The organism is Chryseobacterium sp. BLS98, from assembly GCF_001045445.1.
GTDB lineage: Bacteria > Bacteroidota > Bacteroidia > Flavobacteriales > Weeksellaceae > Chryseobacterium.
In genome coordinates, this window is sequence record NZ_LFNF01000001.1 from 880787 (window position 1) to 898746 (window position 17960).

17 protein-coding genes are annotated in these 17960 nt (G+C 36.9%); 7 read left to right on the plus strand and 10 right to left on the minus strand.

The genetic code is table 11. The annotated features are described in order from the left end of the window. Positions 1-8 precede the first annotated feature (8 nt). The 3 genes from ACM40_RS03885 to ACM40_RS03895 form a co-directional block, all read right to left on the minus strand. A complete protein-coding gene (locus ACM40_RS03885) occupies positions 9-2249 on the minus strand; it encodes a S8 family serine peptidase (RefSeq protein WP_048501487.1) in 2241 nt (746 codons plus the stop codon). Between the two features lie 111 nt (positions 2250-2360). Next, positions 2361-3050 (minus strand): hypothetical protein, encoded by a 690-nt coding sequence (locus ACM40_RS20155; RefSeq protein ID WP_131705327.1) that lies wholly within the window; start codon positions 3048-3050, stop codon positions 2361-2363. A gap of 218 nt (positions 3051-3268) precedes the next feature. Next, a complete protein-coding gene (locus tag ACM40_RS03895) occupies positions 3269-4030 on the minus strand; it encodes a hypothetical protein (RefSeq protein WP_048501488.1) in 762 nt (253 codons plus the stop codon). Positions 4031-4702: 672 nt separating this feature from the next. Here ACM40_RS03895 and ACM40_RS03900 point away from each other — a divergent pair. Next, a complete protein-coding gene (locus ACM40_RS03900) occupies positions 4703-6295 on the plus strand; it encodes a helix-turn-helix domain-containing protein (protein ID WP_165579269.1) in 1593 nt (530 codons plus the stop codon). An 87-nt stretch (positions 6296-6382) separates the two neighbouring features. Here ACM40_RS03900 and thiL read toward each other — a convergent pair whose 3' ends face one another. After that, positions 6383-7447: a thiamine-phosphate kinase gene (thiL, locus tag ACM40_RS03905; RefSeq protein WP_048501490.1), complete on the minus strand. Its 1065-nt coding sequence runs from the start codon at positions 7445-7447 to the stop codon at positions 6383-6385. 96 nt (positions 7448-7543) lie between these two features. After that, positions 7544-8038 (minus strand): acyl-CoA thioesterase, encoded by a 495-nt coding sequence (locus tag ACM40_RS03910; RefSeq protein WP_048501491.1) that lies wholly within the window; start codon positions 8036-8038, stop codon positions 7544-7546. A 113-nt stretch (positions 8039-8151) separates the two neighbouring features. Here ACM40_RS03910 and ACM40_RS03915 point away from each other — a divergent pair, with 113 nt between their 5' ends. The 4 genes from ACM40_RS03915 to ACM40_RS03930 are packed head-to-tail and all read left to right on the plus strand — an operon-like array spanning position 8152 to position 11339. Further along, a complete protein-coding gene (locus ACM40_RS03915; RefSeq protein WP_048501492.1) occupies positions 8152-9357 on the plus strand; it encodes an NAD(P)/FAD-dependent oxidoreductase in 1206 nt (401 codons plus the stop codon). 6 nt (positions 9358-9363) lie between these two features. Further along, positions 9364-10002, plus strand: coding sequence for a DUF2306 domain-containing protein (locus tag ACM40_RS03920; RefSeq protein WP_048501493.1), 639 nt, complete (start codon positions 9364-9366; stop codon positions 10000-10002). Beyond that, on the plus strand, positions 9999-10916 hold the full coding sequence (locus ACM40_RS03925) for a YARHG domain-containing protein (protein WP_048501494.1): 918 nt from the start codon (positions 9999-10001) through the stop codon (positions 10914-10916). Before ACM40_RS03920 ends, ACM40_RS03925 begins: the two co-directional genes overlap by 4 nt. A gap of 9 nt (positions 10917-10925) precedes the next feature. Next, the gene (locus tag ACM40_RS03930) at positions 10926-11339 is read left to right on the plus strand and encodes a hypothetical protein (RefSeq protein WP_048501495.1); all 414 of its coding nucleotides are present in this window, start codon (positions 10926-10928) and stop codon (positions 11337-11339) included. On the opposite strand, the gene ACM40_RS03935 is transcribed toward ACM40_RS03930, so the two are convergent. From ACM40_RS03935 to ACM40_RS03945, 3 genes are all read right to left on the minus strand, one after another. Next, positions 11326-11724, minus strand: coding sequence for a DUF2809 domain-containing protein (locus tag ACM40_RS03935; protein ID WP_048501496.1), 399 nt, complete (start codon positions 11722-11724; stop codon positions 11326-11328). The two genes, ACM40_RS03930 and ACM40_RS03935, sit on opposite strands and share 14 nt — an antisense overlap. 153 nt (positions 11725-11877) lie before the next feature. Continuing rightward, positions 11878-12537, minus strand: coding sequence for a thioredoxin family protein (locus ACM40_RS03940; RefSeq protein WP_053077091.1), 660 nt, complete (start codon positions 12535-12537; stop codon positions 11878-11880). Between the two features lie 10 nt (positions 12538-12547). Next, complete coding sequence (locus ACM40_RS03945; protein WP_048501497.1) at positions 12548-13036, minus strand: TlpA family protein disulfide reductase; 489 nt, start codon at positions 13034-13036, stop codon at positions 12548-12550. 151 nt (positions 13037-13187) lie between these two features. Here ACM40_RS03945 and ACM40_RS20470 point away from each other — a divergent pair, with 151 nt between their 5' ends. Both ACM40_RS20470 and ACM40_RS20355 read left to right on the plus strand, forming a co-directional pair. Further along, entirely contained in the window at positions 13188-13349 is a 162-nt protein-coding gene (locus tag ACM40_RS20470) for a hypothetical protein (RefSeq protein ID WP_165579270.1), read from the plus strand. Between the two features lie 30 nt (positions 13350-13379). Next, positions 13380-13538, plus strand: coding sequence for a bacteriocin (locus tag ACM40_RS20355; RefSeq protein ID WP_117614851.1), 159 nt, complete (start codon positions 13380-13382; stop codon positions 13536-13538). 97 nt (positions 13539-13635) lie between these two features. Here ACM40_RS20355 and mutS read toward each other — a convergent pair whose 3' ends face one another. After that, on the minus strand, positions 13636-16224 hold the full coding sequence (gene mutS / locus ACM40_RS03950) for a DNA mismatch repair protein MutS (protein WP_048501498.1): 2589 nt from the start codon (positions 16222-16224) through the stop codon (positions 13636-13638). 66 nt (positions 16225-16290) lie between these two features. Continuing rightward, entirely contained in the window at positions 16291-17757 is a 1467-nt protein-coding gene (locus tag ACM40_RS03955; RefSeq protein WP_048501499.1) for a T9SS type A sorting domain-containing protein, read from the minus strand. Positions 17758-17960 lie beyond the last annotated feature (203 nt).

Consider the following 17960-nt stretch of genomic DNA (forward strand, 5'->3'; position numbering starts at 1 on the left):
AGAGCGTTTTATTTTATTATCAGTTTTTTTGTTTCCTTATATTCGGCTGTTTCTATAGAAACCATATAGATTCCCTGAGAAAAAGATCTTGTATCTATTGTTTTTATGAATTCCCCTTTTGGAAATTTCGTTGAGCTCTGATCCGTTGATATCAGCTTACCTGAAGCATCATATACTGAGATTTTGATTGCAGATTCGCTCTGTAAGAAAAATCTGATATTTACTTCTTCTTTTGCCGGATTTGGAAACAGGGTAAAATGCTCAAGTGCCACACCGCTGCTGGTTGTGGAAAGAGCTCCTGCATCAACTCTTTGCTGGGCCACGTATCTTAAAGCAGAAATAATATCAAAACATGGTGTTATAAAAGCATTAAAACCAGCTCCCTGCTCAACCTGAAATCCTGGTTGCAAAAGGATATCCCTGGACGCGATGTATTCAACACCCTGAACCGGAGCAATGACTTTATTGCTTGCAACGATCTGCTTAGCTAATATTGTTTGAGTTGTTGTAATGTCATCTGCAGGGCTTACCTGGGTTTTCAGATCTTCTTTATAGCAGAAATCCACATTTGAAACTACAATTGAAAATGTCTGATTTCCACTTGGTAACAAAGGTGTTGTGTTTGTTTTTGGAGAAACAATGATTTTGTAGGTGACTTTCTGAGGGTTTTTAATATCAACCCTTTCTATGGTATCTACATCGTTTGTTGAGGTATTCGTTGCAGCACCTGTAAGATTACTCATTCCGCCTAACTTCCACGGATAGTAGGTACTCTCTGTTCCGTCAGGGTTTATTTTTACAATTTTTAAATCTAAATCATTAACTACATTCGGACTATTGAGATCGACCACATTACTCACCATGTTTCCCTGGGGGTCTGTCCATGAAATTGTAGCAGACAATGGCTGGGTAGTTTCATAGGGAACTACATACAGCGTATACTTATTCCCTTGGTTTAAAGTCACTTCTTTTATTAATGTCGTTTTTTTCTCATTATTAATAATTCCCTCAATATTATTATAAATGGCTTCTGACGCTCTTTTTGCGTCCGCCAGTCCCCAGCCGTATATATAATCGGGTCCTTCAGTTCCTTTATCGTTTGCAGTATGGGCCAGCAATGCTCTTACTGTAGAGGAAAGCATATACTTTTGTGACGGGTTTACGGATTTATAGTATTGCTGAAGAAGTGTAATAATACCGGAGACAACAGCTGCTGCCGAAGAGGTTCCCCTGTAGGTCCCATATGCTGCGTCATATGTTTCAATGGATGAATATATATTTTCTCCCGGAGCACAGATATCAGGCTTTATCCTTCCGTCATCTGTCGGTCCGTAGCTGCTGAACGCTGAAATGTCAAATGCTTCATCAGAGCTCATATTTATATTCTTCTTTGCGGAGGCTACAACCAGAACATTTTTGGCAATTCCAGCTCCTTCGAGCAAATCATATCCGTTTTTAGCAGAAACCTGCGGAACAATACCGGGGTCTATTTCTCTTGCATTTCCCGCTGCTTTTACAATTTGCAGGTAAGGCTTCAAATACATCAGATTATCCCATGACTGGGCGGTAAGATTATATTTCCCGAATTGATAGGTCTGAAGATACATAGGATCGAAGCCATAGCTGTTATTGGCCACTAATATTCCTGTTGTCCCGTTATAAGCTTCGGAGAGCATTTCCTGAACATCATTCACCCAGTCATAGGCATTGATTTTTGCCTCGTAAGCAATTCCTCTGGCTTCGGCCTCCCCGTTATTCCCCGCCAGTGTTCCTGCTATGTTGGTGCTATGTCGTGAAATAGTCTGATTTTGAGAACTGTCATAAGTATTGATTTTTCCGGATAATAGCTGATGGGTCGTTCTTGGTTTGGAATAATCCCATTGGCCAATAACCATATTGTTTCCGGTTATATTAAGTCCAATTCCACCACCCGGATATAGATTATCTGCCTTCGTCATTTTTGCTGCTCCTGCATTAAGAGTAGTATAATACATTGGCCGGCCGCTCTCGTCCGCTCCTATAAGCTGTTTTTCATTCCCTTTTTCAGAAATGAATTCTTTATGGCCCGAGCCTTTAAGCCTTTGAATTTCATTTTTTTGCTTTTGCGTATAATCCTGTACTTTTTTCTGAAAAGCCTGGATTTCACGTTCCTTCGGGTCTGTTTTTACTCCATCCCTGGTCTGTCCGTAGGATGAAAAAAAGAACATCACAGCAATCCCTAATATAGATTTATGGTAGATTTTCTGCATGTGAAAAAGTTTAATGTGTTTGTTTATAAAAGAAAGCAGCCTTAACCTTTGGTATACAATTAAAGGCTGTTACAATATTTATTGAGAAAAGCCAGAGCTGTTTTCTCCAGTTTATTTGCTCAGTGATTCTATCGTTTTTTTAAGCTCCTTGTTTTCGTCGCCTAATTGTTTTACATCTTTATTAAGCTGAATAACATATAGGGTTAACTCCTCTATTTTTTCAAGAAGTTTAGCATCCATTTCGCCTAAATTGATTCCGTTCTCTTTTACTTCTTTAGCAGAAGGGATATTCGGCAAATGTCCTTTTTCTTCAATATGCTTTTCAACGGTTTCTAAACTGTTGAGTTTGTAATCTTTTTTGAATACATAATCTGCCCAGCCGTTTGCAGCAGGGCTTTCAACTTTGATCTGTTCAGCTTTTATTCCTTTTCTTACATAGAAAATATAGTTAGGATCACTATCGTACTGATCTGTCCCTACCGTTACTTTTCCTGTATTGAATACAACAAGGTTACTTTTATGAACACTGTCCGAAAATTTTATTTTTGTAATTCCCGGTGAGTTAGGAGTAGTTACATCTGAATTTGGATCAATTGCATTGTTATTTGGCATATGAAACTCCATATTTCTACTCCCCAGATTTCTAATAACAATATCTGAAGGTACAGACCAGTTAGAGGCACAACCATTACAAAGTACACTTGCAATCTCTAATCTTCCTCTTGCTGTACCCGTTGCCGTTACATTGCCTATCACCATACCGTTAGCATAAGGGCCAGCAAAAACCCTTAACCTTTCCATATTATTAGTTTTAATGACTAGTTCCTTATCGTCGGTTGTTCCAATAAAATTGTCAGTTGGGTTTGTTCCCGAATTTCCGGTTAGATTCCAAGATTGAGAAAAATAGAAATTCGAGAAGGACACTAAAGCAAATAATAGAATTTTTTTCATAATATGTTTTCTTGTTTTTATTATGTTAGCTCTTCGAGCCACATATGATTATTTAATTTGACGATGGTTTATTGAGCAAGACTGCTATTGTTTCTAAGTTTATTATTCTCTTCCTCCAGCTTTTTAAAATCCTTGTTAAGCTTAATAACATATAATGTCAGTTCTTCTATTTTTTCAAGAAGTTTGGCATTCATTTCACCCAGATTAATTCCGTTTTCCACCACTTCTTTAGCAGAAGGGATATTCGGTAAATGACCTTTTTCTTCAATATGCTTTTCAACATATTCCAAACTGTTGAGTTTATAATCTTTCTTGAATACATAATCTGCCCAGCCGTTTGCAGAGGCAACATCTACTTTTACCTTTTCAGTCTTAATTCCATCTTTTACAAACAGCCTGTAATTGCTACAGTCTGAGCAAGAAGACAAAGAAACATTGTAAGCATTAACACCCATCAGAATTTTTCCATTTTCTCTTGCTGAAAATATAGGATACAGCCAATTGGAAGTAGAGATAGTTAAAAGCCCAACATCATTAGACTGAGGATGAACACTTTTAATCCATACCACATCTGTTCCGCTGTTCTTATTTGGGGTATTATCAATGATATCAATTCCGTCCCCATCAATTGTATTGATATTGAAAAACATTCTGCCGTCAGCAATTTTGAATCGTTCGGCGTTATTTGTCCGGAAGACCAAATCTTTATTATCTGTTGTCCCGATAAAGTCGGTTGCAGGATTGGTGCCTGCATTTCCCTGAATATTCCAAGATTGAGAAAAATAAAAATTTGAGAAGGACACTAAAGCGAATAATAGAATTTTTTTCATGAGATATTTTTTGTTTGCTATGCTAGCTGTTCGAGCCACATCTGATTATTAATTTTGATGATAATTTATTGATTAAGAGTACTGCTGTTTCTGAGTTTGCTAATCTCTTCCCCCAACTTTTTTATTTTTTCTAGACGTTTGGCATTCATTTCACCCAGATTAATTCATTTTCCATCATTTTTTAGCAGAAGAGATATTTGGTAAATGTCCTTTTCTTCAATATGCTTTTCAACATATTTCCAACTGTTGAGTTTATAGTCTTTCCTGAACACATAACCAGCCCAGATATGAAGTTTCATTGGATTTCTTTAGATATAATTTTACAATAATATATCTGAGTAAAACTATTCAAACTTTAAATTCTATAAAACGAAACATCCACTGAATTTATAAATCCATTGAATGAATTTATAAATTTGATCATAATCAAAGCGCTGAATTACAAACAATTAAATCAAATAGCCGTAATTTTTATCACCAAAAAGTGTCCTAATTATATAGATTGAATATGATTTTTGAATAAATTTGAAAATACAAACACACGCACAAATGATTTTAATAAAAAGAGTACTAATTGTACATGCTTTTCTTATAGGTCTAAAAATATTTTCTCGAAATGCGGCAGACCAAAAATTCTCAGCAGAAACAGATGACTTAATAAAAAAAGATCGAATGGATTTGGTGAACATCAATCTAAATAATGAAAATATAAAATTCAAGCCCCCTTCTGAATATTCATTACGTTATGATTTACTGATTAAACTTGATTCTGCCTCTGCTTTATATAAAAAAGGTGAATACCTGAATGCAGAAAAAGCTTACTTAACGATATTGAACAAGATTGAAAATAATAAGACCCAACTTACCTCTGCAGATTATGAAAACTTGAAGCATATTGGCATATCAGGACTGTTTTATATTGAAAAGAGACTGGGAAATGTTTCACAAGGATTAAAATATCTGCAATTTTTTTCAAAAAGGATGAACTCTGTACAGAAGAAAAAACAAAGACTTTTTTTTGCTGTTGCGAATATAGAATTAGGAAACTACAAAAAAGGAATTCAGACCCTTAATCTCCGAATAAATGACATTCTGCTGGATACAGGAGATGTTCTTTATAGTCATTTTTCTAAGCCGGAAGAGATTGCTCTTACTTATAATGCCAAGGGAGATGCATTTATTAAATGGTTTAAAGATACCGGCAAAAAGACGTATCTGGATTCTTCCAAAATTAATTATGAAAAGGCTTATAAAGTGCTGAAGAGATCACCAGATTACTCCCAATATTCCAAATCTGTACTGATTGACCATCTGGCAAATATTGCTCTGCTGAAAAAGCAATACCGCTATTCATTATCCCTCTATAATACATGTGAAAAGGACTCATTGCTTATGAAAGAAAATTTTTCAAGCGAGGCAATCTGGCTTGGAAAAGCAGAAATATACACATTTCTCAATAAAACTGACTCAGCATTTTATTACATTAATAAGCTAAATAATAAAGTAAACCATACCTATGAAAGTAAATTAAAAATGTATCATTTACTGAGCATTAACTATGAAAACACCGGGGATCATAAAAATGCCTATAAGTTTGCAAAACTCAGCATGGCTGAAATGGAAAAGAAAAAAAACTGGGATAATTCAGGACATACTTTCCTGAGAATGAATGAACAGCAGGAAATAACGTTTTTATCCGAAGAGATGTTAAATAACAATAAAAGATATAGTTTTCTGTCAATTGCTTTAATCATATTGATATTCTCCATAATTATACTTTATATCATTTACAGAAATAATAAAAGAAAGAAGATCATCTTCTCAGAGTTCCCTCAAAAGATTGATGAAATTAATAATTCCAGTATGTATGCTCTTATAGCTCAAAAAGAAGAAGTTCCTTTAATAATAGAAGATGAATTGGTTAGACGGATTCTTAAAAAAATTACCTTAATGGAGCTGGATAAAAAATTCCTGTCTAATGATTTCAAGCTTTCCCATATTGCAAAGCAGGTTAATACGAATACCACTTATTTGTCTCAAATAATAAATCAGCATAAAGGGATGACATTTTCAGAGTATGTAAATGACTTGAGGATCAGTTATATTTTAAAAGAACTAAGTGAAAATCCTAAGCTACGGAAATATACTATTAAAACAATATCTGAAGAGATTGGTTATAAAAGCGCCTCCACTTTTATCAATGCTTTTAAAAACAGAGCCAATATGCCCCCTTCCTATTATATTCAATTACTGGAAAAAAAATAAACCTATAAGATCAGAGAAGTTTACTATCTAAAAAACCACAGTATTTCTGCTGTGGTTTTTTACAATATTATAAATTAAATATAATTTCTATCCTTCCTGCTGATTCCCTAAAAAAGCATCCCACCCTTGTGCTGTAAGGGGAATTAACTGATTGGATCCTCTGGCAACCATATAATTTCCTTCTTCCTTTTCTACCGCATGACCAATGATTGTGAAATCCGGATGGTTTTTAATTTTATCAAAATCATTAGGAGAAATAGTGAACAGAAGTTCATAATCTTCACCACCGCTCAATGCAGTCATTACCGGATTAAGGTTCATTTCATCGGCTGTAGAAATCGTAAGGCTGTCCATCGGGATTTTCTCTTCATATAATCTGAAACCGGTTTTAGACTGGTCAGAAAGATGAAGGATTTCTGAAGCCAGCCCATCAGAAATATCAATCATTGAAGTAGGTTTGATATCCAGCTCTTCCAGCATCCCTTTCACATCTGTTCTGGCCTCCGGCTTAAGCTGTCTTTCCAGGATATAGTCGTAGCCTTCCATTTCCGGCTGCATATTTGGGTCTGCAAGGAAAACAGCATGCTCTCTTTCAAGGATCTGAAGTCCCATGTAAGCTCCGCCAAGATCTCCGCTGACTACCAAAAGGTCATTCGGTATGGCACCGCTTCTTTTTACAATATTCTCTTCATTTTCAATCCCTACAGCAGTAATACTCATCACCAATCCAGAGTTGGAACTTGTGGTATCTCCTCCAATCAGGTCTACTTTATATCTTGTACAGGCAGCCTGAATTCCGGAATAGATTTCTTCCAAAGCTTCCACCGGAAAACGGTTGGAAACTGCCAGAGAAACCAGAATCTGGGTCGGCACAGCATTCATCGCGGCAATGTCGCTCAGGTTCACCACAACAGCTTTGTATCCTAAATGTTTTAAAGGGACATAGCCTAAGTTAAAATGAACTCCTTCTGCCAGGACATCAGTAGTAAGAACCACTTTTTTGCTTCCGGGATTAATTACAGCAGCATCATCTCCCACTCCAAGCTCAGAAGACTCATTGGCCAGCGGGAAATATTCCGTTAAATGCTTTATAAGACCGAACTCTCCTAATTTAGAGATAGGGGTAAGTTCCTGTGATTTATCTTCAAACATATTTTTTTGTTTATAAGTGATTACTGATCAATGATAATTGATGTATCAAGAATACAATATTTTCATCCCCATCATTGATCAATCATCATTCATCATTTATATATTAATTTCTGCCGGGTCCACATTGTTGGGATGAAAAGGAAGCTTTTTGAAATCTTCCCTGCTCATTACAACAGTTTCCGGGCTTTTGTATTTGTTCATGGCTTCCACCACATCATCTGGTGGTGTAGTCATTTTTCTGAGCATCATATCGATCCATACTCCTGTAGCTTCTGCAGTGGCACAGTGCACCCCGTCCGGCGTATAAAATTTATGAACAAACCGGTAGATGGAAGAATCTTCAGAACATCCGTCGATCTCAAGGCTGACGATCACCGTCTGGTCTGCATAGATCTCTTTGAAAAAAGAATATCTTTCATGCAGGATCACCGGGCCTATCCCCCATCTGCTCAGCTGGGTAACCCCCATTTTTTCCTTGGTCATAAAGGCCATTCTTGATTGGGCGCAATACTGCACGTATGATGAATTGGCTAGGTGTTTATTGGCATCCAGATCACTCCAGCGTACTTCGAATTTATGGTAAAAAATCATGTAAAAGTCGTTTTTAGTATGATTAAATTATATTCTTCAAAATTACTCAAATAAGATGGTTTATAAAAATTGTACTTTTGAAAAAATAATCTTCAGCATAGGATTGCAAATACATGAAACAGATCATCATTATCGGAGGCGGTGCGGCAGGCTTTTTCTGCGCATCCAACCTTGACGAAAAAAAATATAAGATTACCATCCTGGAACAGAATTCCGATGTCCTTCAGAAAGTAAAAATTTCAGGAGGCGGACGCTGCAATGTGACCCATGCCTGCTTTGATCCCAGAGAACTGGTTCAGTTTTATCCAAGAGGAAATAAGGAATTGCTCAGTGTTTTCACCAAATTTCAGCCGGGAGATACCATGGATTGGTTTGATCAGCGCAATATTCCTTTGAAAATTGAAAATGATAACCGGGTTTTTCCGGAAAGCAATTCTTCACAGACCATTATAAATACTTTCCTGAATGAGATTCAAAAAAAGAATGTAGAGGTTAAAACGAAATGTTCCGTTAAGGAGATTGAAAAGCAGGATGAAAAGTACATTGTAAAAACAAGCTTGGACGACTTTCATGCAGATTATATCGTTTATGCGACCGGAAGCTCTCCGAAATCGCTGAAAATCATTGAAAATCTGGGCCACAAAATCGTTGACCTTGTTCCATCTCTTTTTACATTCAATATAAAGGATGATTTGCTGAAAGATCTACCAGGAACAAGCTTTGAGAATGCCGAAATTTCAATTCCCAAATTAAAAACAGAGGAAAGCGGACCATTGCTTATTACTCATTGGGGGCTCTCCGGACCTGCTGTTTTGAAAATTTCCGCATGGGAAGCGATAAGTCTCGCAAATCTTAAATATAACTTTGAAATTGAAGTCAATTTTATTTCAAAACCTATAGATGAAGCTGAAGAGGATTTTCAGAATTTTAAGCAATCCAATCCTAAGAAGACAATCGGACAGGCAAAAATTTTTGACATTACGAACCGTTTCTGGCAAAAGATCGTAGAGATTTCACAGGTTGATCTCAATAAACAGGTTTCCAATATTTCCGGAAAAGAAATGCAGAAAATCCTTGAAAATCTTTGCCGAAAGAAGCTAAAAGTAACAGGAAAATCTACTTTCAAAGATGAGTTTGTAACCGCCGGAGGTGTTGATTTAAAGGAAATTAACTTTAAAAACATGTCATCAAAACTGCTCCCGAATTTTCATATCGCCGGAGAGGTTTTGAATATTGATGCTGTGACGGGAGGTTTCAATTTTCAGGCATGCTGGAGTGAGGCGTGGCTTATTTCACAACATTTAAATAATCCGTCGTAACGATAAATGCTTACCACCAAAAAACATATCCCTTTTTTTCTAAAAACTCTTCTAATAGCAGGGTTTGGATATTTCTTTTGGTTAATGCTCAAAATTACACTGGAATACATTCCTTTTAATCCGAATGTGAGCTTTCTGATGATCAAACAGACGGAAGTTCAGGACAGGCCGGAATATCTTCCTTTTTTCTATACCCACGTTTACACCAGTATTTTTGTTTTAATTTCCGGCTTTCTGGCTATCCTCAGAAAAGATTTTGGCTTTAAAAACTTTCATAAAAATATAGGTAAGATCTATATTTTTATGATTCTTATTTTTGCTGCTCCCTCCGGAATTTACATGGGACTTTTTGCCAACGGAGGTTTCCTTTCGAAGATTTCGTTCGTTATTTTAGGATTTCTCTGGTGGCTGACAACTTATAAAGCCTATCGATCGGCAAGACAGAAAAGGTTTAAAGAACATAAGCAATGGATGTGGCGGAGTTTTGCCCTCACTTTATCTGCGCTCACTTTACGGATCTGGAAAGTAATTATTGTATATTTATTCCACCCGAATCCTATGGATGTTTACCAGATCATTGCATGGCTGGGCTGGATACCCAACATCCTTTTAATTGAATATTTAATCACAAAAAAACAGATATGAAAATTCTAAATTACACATTAGCCTCATTGCTTGCCATTTCTCTGATAAGCTGTAAGAAAGACGGAAAAATAAACGAAGCAGGAAAAGATTCTGTCATCGCAAAAAAGGATTCCGCTGTAGTTCCTGAAATCTATAAAGAATATTATGGAATTTACATGGGGAATTTTGCAGGAAAAGAAATGATTACAGCTGAAGATGGCGAGGAATATGAGGATTACGTTAATAAAAGGCTTTCCCTGAAGATCAACAGAATTACCAAAGACAGTGTTTACGGCCAAAGTATTGTGAATGGAAACCAGCGCCCGTTCAGGGGTGTCTTTAATGAAAGCACGAAATCTTTTGTGCTGGATGAACCAGGAAATGATAAAACCGACGGCAGGTTTGAAATAAAGCTAAGCGGAGACAGCATCACAGGAAAATGGAATGCATTTAATAAAACAGCGGTAAAATCTCCTTTAAAAACGGTTAAGCTTTCTAAAAAAGAATTTGTCTACAACCCGAATTTTATGCTGGACAAGGATTCTGACCTTGTCGACTGGTCCAATCCTAAGGATTTTGTAGAAAAGTATACCGATGAAGAAACCGGAAAAACGGAAAGCTATACCACCTCTAAAAACAGGGTCGCTTCTGAAGCTATTTTTAAGCTGAATGCCTCTAAACAGAAACTTACTGAAAAGGAGCTTAAAAATTTAAGGAAAATAGACCTGGAAATCATTAAAAATTCTGTTTTTGCAAGACATGGTTATTCCTTCAAAAAGGAAACTTACCGGTATTTCTTTGAGCAAACAGACTGGTATATCCCTGTTTCCAACAACGTAGACAAAGAACTTTCGCCCATGGAAAAAGAGAATGTGGCCTTGCTGAACCGTTTTATCAAGTATGCAGAAGATAAATATGACAGTTTCGGAAGATAATTTGAAATCATGAAAAAGTATTTGTTATTTATTCTGGTATTCCGGGCTGTTTCCGTTGCTGCACAGAAAGATTCTACAGTAGTTCCGGGACATCAAACAATGGCTGTTGCAGAATCCGCATCAACAAAACCTCCTGAATTCCCTGGAGGTCACCGGGCTTTTGTAACAGAGGTTTTAAAGTATTTCCGCACCTATCCGATGGTCAAAGCAGAGATCATGAGCGCAAAAGCTGTTGCAACTTTTATAGTAGACACAGAAGGAAATATGGTAGATATCAAAATTGAATCCTATGAATATAAAATAGTGAGGGATGAATTTCTGAGAGCACTGAAAATGGTGAAGACCAAATGGATTCCTGCCGAGCAGGATGGTAAAAAGGTCAGAAATCTGATGAGACAACCTTTGGTTTTTAACCTGCAATAGTCTGTTTTTCTCTTTCCGGATTCAGCTTTATCCAAAAGAACAGCAATAAGCATCCTGCGGCATAACAAAGAATATCGATCCAGGAGAAAGAATTTCCGATAACAATATACATCAGGCTTCCAGGACGGAAGCCTAGTTTTTCTGCAATAGTAAAGTATTGTGCGAACTCAATAATGCATGAAAAAATCAGGATCCCAAGGATCAGTTTTTCATCATTCATCCTCACGAAGGTTTTAACCAATGTATACAGAAGCATCACTACAATAACATCCCCAAGATAGGCTCTTACAAAGAAAATATCCGCCAGTTTTGTGGCAATCAGGACTTCTGTCAGGAAAATGAAAATGGTGAGAAGAAGATAGGTAAGGCTGAATTTAAATTTCATGTGTTTTAGATTTTGGCTAAAGCCTTTAACTGATTATTAGTTAAGCGGGCTAAAACCCACTACTATTGAATCATGCGGCAGAATTCAATTTTTAGCGATAAAAAATCGGTATTCTTGGAATACCGATTCAGTATAGATTATAAAGCAAAGATATTATTTCTTCACTTTAATTGTACATCCTATGGCTACAGTTTTTGTCATTTTTACCGGCTCTCCTTTAATCAGAGCATTTACGGCATCCTGAACATAATATTCTGAAACATCATTCGGGTTATCATAATTATTGTCGATGGCACCGATATATTTCACGATATTTTTTCCGTTTTCCTTCTGCAGAACAAAAACATGCGGTGTTTTTGTTGCTCCATACAAAGGGTAGATCTTCTGTCCTTCATCCACCAGATAAGGAAAAGTGAATCCCTTCTGTTTTGCCCTTTCGATCATTTGCTGGTAACCGTCTTCCGGCTGTACATTGGGATCATTGGGGTTTACCGCAATAACAGGATAACCCTGATCTTTGAATTTCTTATCTAGCTCCACAATTCTGTCTTCGTATTTCTTTGCATAAGGGCAATGGTTGCAGGTAAAAACGACGATAAATCCTTTAGCAGTTTTGAATTCGCTTAAAGAGACCATTTTTCCATCAATATTCTTCAGCTTAAAATCTGCTGCTTCGTCGCCTACTTCATACCCTTTTACAGGAGTTGATGAATGTATTGGAGCAACATTATTTTTTCCATGACCCGGCGTGGTAAAGCTTAGCAGTACTAGCCCGGCAATCAATGCTGTCATTACAATTTTCAGGTTTTTCATATCTATTTTTTTATTTTAAGTGATTGTTGATGGTTTTTTCAAGGTCTTCCTTACTCATTTCCCCATCGTTGAAATGTACTTTTTCGCCGTTTTTATAAAAAATGGTTACCGGAATATTTCCATCCCAGTTTTTTTCAAACTTCGGAATCCAGGTATTCATTCTTTTGATATCATCTAGAAGCACAACCTCAGCTGTAAGGTTTTTATTTTTGATAAATTTAATGACTCTTTCTTGATCCACAAGCCTGTCTAGCGAAACCAGGATCATTTTGAATTTTGGATTATCTTTAAACTTATTGTTAACCTCCATAAAATCCGGCAATTCCTTGACGCAGGGAGCGCAGGTTGTTGCCCAGAAATTGACAACCAGCAGTTTATCACCCTCTTCCTGTATCTTTTTTTCAAGCTCCTCATACTTCACAGAATGCACTTCTGTCTGCTGGGCCCGGAAAGCAGAAAAGCAAAAACAAAGAATCAGCAGGCATAGTAAATTTTTCATGCTTAAAATTAGTAAATGCTTTCCTTTTCTCTAAATATCAATCTGTTAAACTTTGTTAAGTGTTTTAAAAATCCCTTTACATTTTATCCCAATGCAATGAATTAAATGAAATAAAACTGTAAATTAGCATACAATCAAATCAAATTTTATTATGAAAAAATCAAATTTCCAGAAAAAAAGACTTTCAAAAAATGAGTTGAAAGAGATTAAAGGAGCAAGACCTGTTTGTCCAAGAGTGATAAGCTGCACCGATCCTGAAACCGGGATAGAGCTATATGGCGTTTATGGTGTTCAGGATGGATACTGTTGTTAAAAATTTAATTAATACTGAAATCAAAACAATATGAAAATTTCAAACATCCAAAACAGAAAGCTTACCAAAAAGGAGCTAAAGGCCATCAACGGAGGCGCCAGCTCGTGTGCGGAAGGCGAATGTAAGCTTAGAGGTGTAGGTCACTTCATTATAATCGGACCGAGAGGTAATGATGGATACTGTTGCTAATTTCGCAGTACAATACAAATAGTAAATGACCGGATAATTCCGGTCATTTTTTATATAATTTATATTTTAAAGTAATTAACTTAAAAAGGATTCAGAGCTACCCTCCAATCATCTTTTTTATCGAATTGAGTTTCATTAATGCTTCAATCGGCGTTAAAGTATTGATGTCTATTTTGGTAAGCTCTTCGCGGATATTTTCCAGAACAGGGTCATCCAGCTGGAAAAAAGAGAGCTGCATATTTTCTTCCGTTACTCTTTTAATACTTTCGGTAGTGCTTGTGGTTTGGGCCCGGCTTGCTTCAAGGGTTTTCAGGATCTCATTGGCCCTGTTGACCACTTTTGAAGGCATTCCTGCTAGTTTAGCAACATGAATCCCGAAACTGTGCTCACTTCCTCCCGGAATCAGTTTTCTTAAGAAAATGATATTACCTTTATTTTCCTGTATGGAAACGTGGAAATTTTTCACCCGTTCAAAATTAACGGTCATTTCATTCAGCTCATGGTAATGCGTTGCGAATAAAGTTTTTGCCTGTGTAGGATGCTGGTGAAGGTATTCTGCAATAGCCCATGCAATGGAAACCCCATCATAAGTAGATGTTCCGCGGCCAATCTCATCCAGCAGGATAAGACTGCGCTCAGAGATATTGTTCAGAATATTGGCAGCCTCATTCATTTCCACCATAAAAGTAGATTCTCCGGCAGAAATATTGTCGGTAGCCCCTACCCTTGTGAAAATTTTATCTAAAATCCCTATTTCAGCATGTTTTGCAGGAACAAAACTTCCAATCTGGGCCAGAAGACATACAATAGCCGTCTGGCGCAGGATTGCGGATTTACCGGCCATGTTCGGTCCTGTCACCATAATAATCTGCTGCGAATCTTTATCTAAAAAGATATCGTTCGGGATATATTTTTCTCCTAACGGAAGTGCATTTTCTATGATCGGGTGTCTTGCTTCTTTTAAATCTATAGCATACCCCTGGTTAAGAACCGGCTTTGTATAACTCTCAGAAACAGCAAGTTCAGACAATCCTACTGCTACATCAATTTGCGCAATAATATTGGAGTTGCCTTGGATCTGATCCATATAAACCATAGTTTCAGAGCATACGTTTCTGTACAGTTCATTCTCCAGAACACTTATCTTTTCTTCAGCTCCCAGGATCTGACTTTCGTATTCTTTCAGTTCTTCGGTAATATAACGTTCTGCATTAACAAGCGTTTGCTTTCTTAACCAGTCAGCCGGAACTTTATCTTTATGGGCATTCCTTACTTCTATATAATATCCGAAAACATTATTGAAATCTATTTTAAGGCTTGAAATCCCCGTTCTTTCTATTTCTCTCTGGCACATTTCGTCCAGGAAGCCACGTCCTTTGCTTTGAAGGCTTCTCAGCCTGTCGAGCTCCTCCGAGATGCCTTCTTTAACGATATTCCCTTTGGAAAGGTTGACCGGAAGCTCTTCATTAAGATGGTTCTGCAAAAACTTAATAAGCTCTTCCATATCAAACAACGGTTCCAGCCAGGCAAGCACATCAGCATGCGGATGAAGTAATGCTTTGATCTGATGAATATTAATCAAACTCTGACGCAAATAGCCCAGCTCTTTCGGTGATATTTTTTCTGCAGCCAGTTTACCCATCAACCTGTCCAGATCCGAGATAGATTTCAGCAGCTGGCAGATTTCATACTTTAACTGGTCGTTTTCATTCAGAAAGTCGATCAGGGAAAGCCTTCTCATGATCTCGTCCACAGATTTTAAAGGAAGGATAATCCTTCTTCTCAATAATCTTCCACCCATCGGGGTCGATGTTTTATCGATAATATCCAGCAGAGATTTTCCCTGTGGATTGCTCGGATAAACGATTTCAAGGTTCCTTAAGGTAAAATTGTCCATCATCAGATAATCTTCCTGCGGGATGGTCTGAAGTTTTGTGATATGGGCAAGCAGGTTGTGATGGGTATCTTCCACAAGATAGGCAAAAATGGCTCCTGCTGCTGTAATCGCAAGCGGAAGATTTTCAACCCCAAAACCTTTTAGGGAATTCGTTTTAAAATGGGAAGTCAGTTTTTCGTAGGCAAAATTATACTGGAACGCCCAGTCTTCAAGTTTAAAAGCACTTTTGTTTTTTAGCTGTTCCGGGAGCTGAATGCTTCTCTGGAAAACAATTTCACTCGGGTCAAAAGTAGTGATGATGTGCAGGATCTTTTCAAGATTCCCCTCACTTACCAGAAACTCTCCGGTAGAAACATCCACCATGGCAATTCCGTACTTTTCTTTTTCTTTATGAAGGGAAAGAAGGAAATTATTCTTTTTTGAATTCAGAACCTGGTCATTAAAAGTTACTCCCGGAGTTACAAGCTCTGTAACGCCTCTTTTCACAATTCCTTTAACCATTTTCGGATCTTCGAGCTGATCGCAGATCGCCACCCTCATCCCGGCTCTTACCAGTTTGGGAAGATAAGAATCCACCGAGTGGTGTGGAAATCCTGCCAGCTCAATATGCCCCTCACCATTGGCTCTTTTGGTAAGAACAATACCTAAGATCTGGGATGTCTTCACAGCATCCTGTCCGAACGTTTCGTAAAAGTCCCCAACCCGGAACAGCAGCAGTGCATCAGGGTATTTTGCCTTGATGGTATTGTACTGCGTCATAAGCGGGGTTTCCTTCTTCGTTTTTGCCATAATAAAAAATGAGCCCCAAATTTAAAAAATAAATCTGGGGTTATAGGTTGTTGAAAAATATAAAATTTATTTCTTGATAAACTTCAATGCCTCCTTTCTATCCTTATTTTGAATTTTGATAATATAATTTCCGGAAGGCAATAAAGAAAAATCTAATTCTGTACTTCTTTGAGTAATGATCATTTCTGATATTTTCCTTCCATCCGCACTGTAAATGGCTGCAGAAGGCTTGTCTTTTACCTCGCTGATCATTAATTGTGCTTTATCGGAAACAGGATTAGGTACCAGCTCAATTTTTGCAGACGGCTTTTCTGTTTCAACTGATGAAAGCGTAGTGGTATTATATAAAATTTTAGCTATACGTCTTGATGTTACCCCTATTAAGTAATTATCATGAATATACCAGTTGGGGTTTTTTATGTCAATAGCAGATGATACATCAAACACACCATAAGCCGTAGAATAAGGATTAATAACCATTCCTCCAAAACCAATATCTCGATCTCCATTAGGATTTAAGCAAAGTAATACCCTACGATCTGAATTTTGTGAAATATCTACAGTTGTTGATATTAAGATTTGATTATTGGGCAGAATATATGTCCTGTTATCAGGCTGAAATTGTACTCCCGGTGGTGAAGTCATAGAAAAAGTGGGATCTACCTGCATATCAGGCAAAAACCTTTTAACTACCAAAGGACGGTTGTTTGATCCTATCAGTTGCATATTAACATAAAGCGGTTTTCCATATTGTACAGCAGCAGCCAGGTTATAAGCTCCAGATTCACCATTATTCCCATAATTGAAATTCTTCACTCCTGTATGTAAATCATATTCAGAAACATATTTACCATTAATATTGAGATATATCTTATTATTATAAAAATATAGCCCCTTTATATCAGGTTTATTGGTTGATGAAACGATAAAACCCGGAATAACATCCAAGCGTCCTTGATTGAGATAAACGGGATCCGCATTAAGATTCTGATCTAAACAAATAATCTCAGCTTTATAATTGTTAAAAATATCTTTATAACTGTTGGTAATGAAAGAGTGGTTGTCGTATTCGTATACATTTATAGTTCTATAATAGTATTGTACTCCCTCGAATATCTGTTTAATCCCATTATAACCAAAGCTTGTATCCTGGGTTCCGTCAGAATTCACTCTTAAAGCCGTGCCATCTTCCATAAACAATACAATTTTGCCCCCTGTTAGCACTTTTAATCCTACAATAGTGGAACTTAAGATAGGACTGAAATTAGTAATGCCCCCATTTCCAAAGGTAGGGTCTAATTCTCCTGCTGAATTATATTTTGCAACACATAATAATCGTTCTACATTGGGAGAAGTACGCTGAGAGGTCCATCCTGCATATATATTATCAGATGAGTCTGTAGCTGATACAACTCCACCAGCATAAGGAAAACCCGGAATCGTTGGTAAATCCTTATACCATGCTATAGTCTGCGCCTTTAAAAGATATCCGGATAATAAAAAAAGAATTAAAAAAAGATAATTTTTTTTCATAGTATTTTTTTGTAAAAATACAAATTTCCGGATAATTTTCTTCTAATTTGGAAAAGATCAAAGTCCCCCACAATCGCACATTTGCCGTAATAGTAATAAGCTAATTCCTATTTAATACTGCATCATAAGCGGATTTCCTTCTTCGTTTTTGCCATAATAAAAAATGAGCCCCAAATTTAAATAAAATATATTCAGGGATTGAA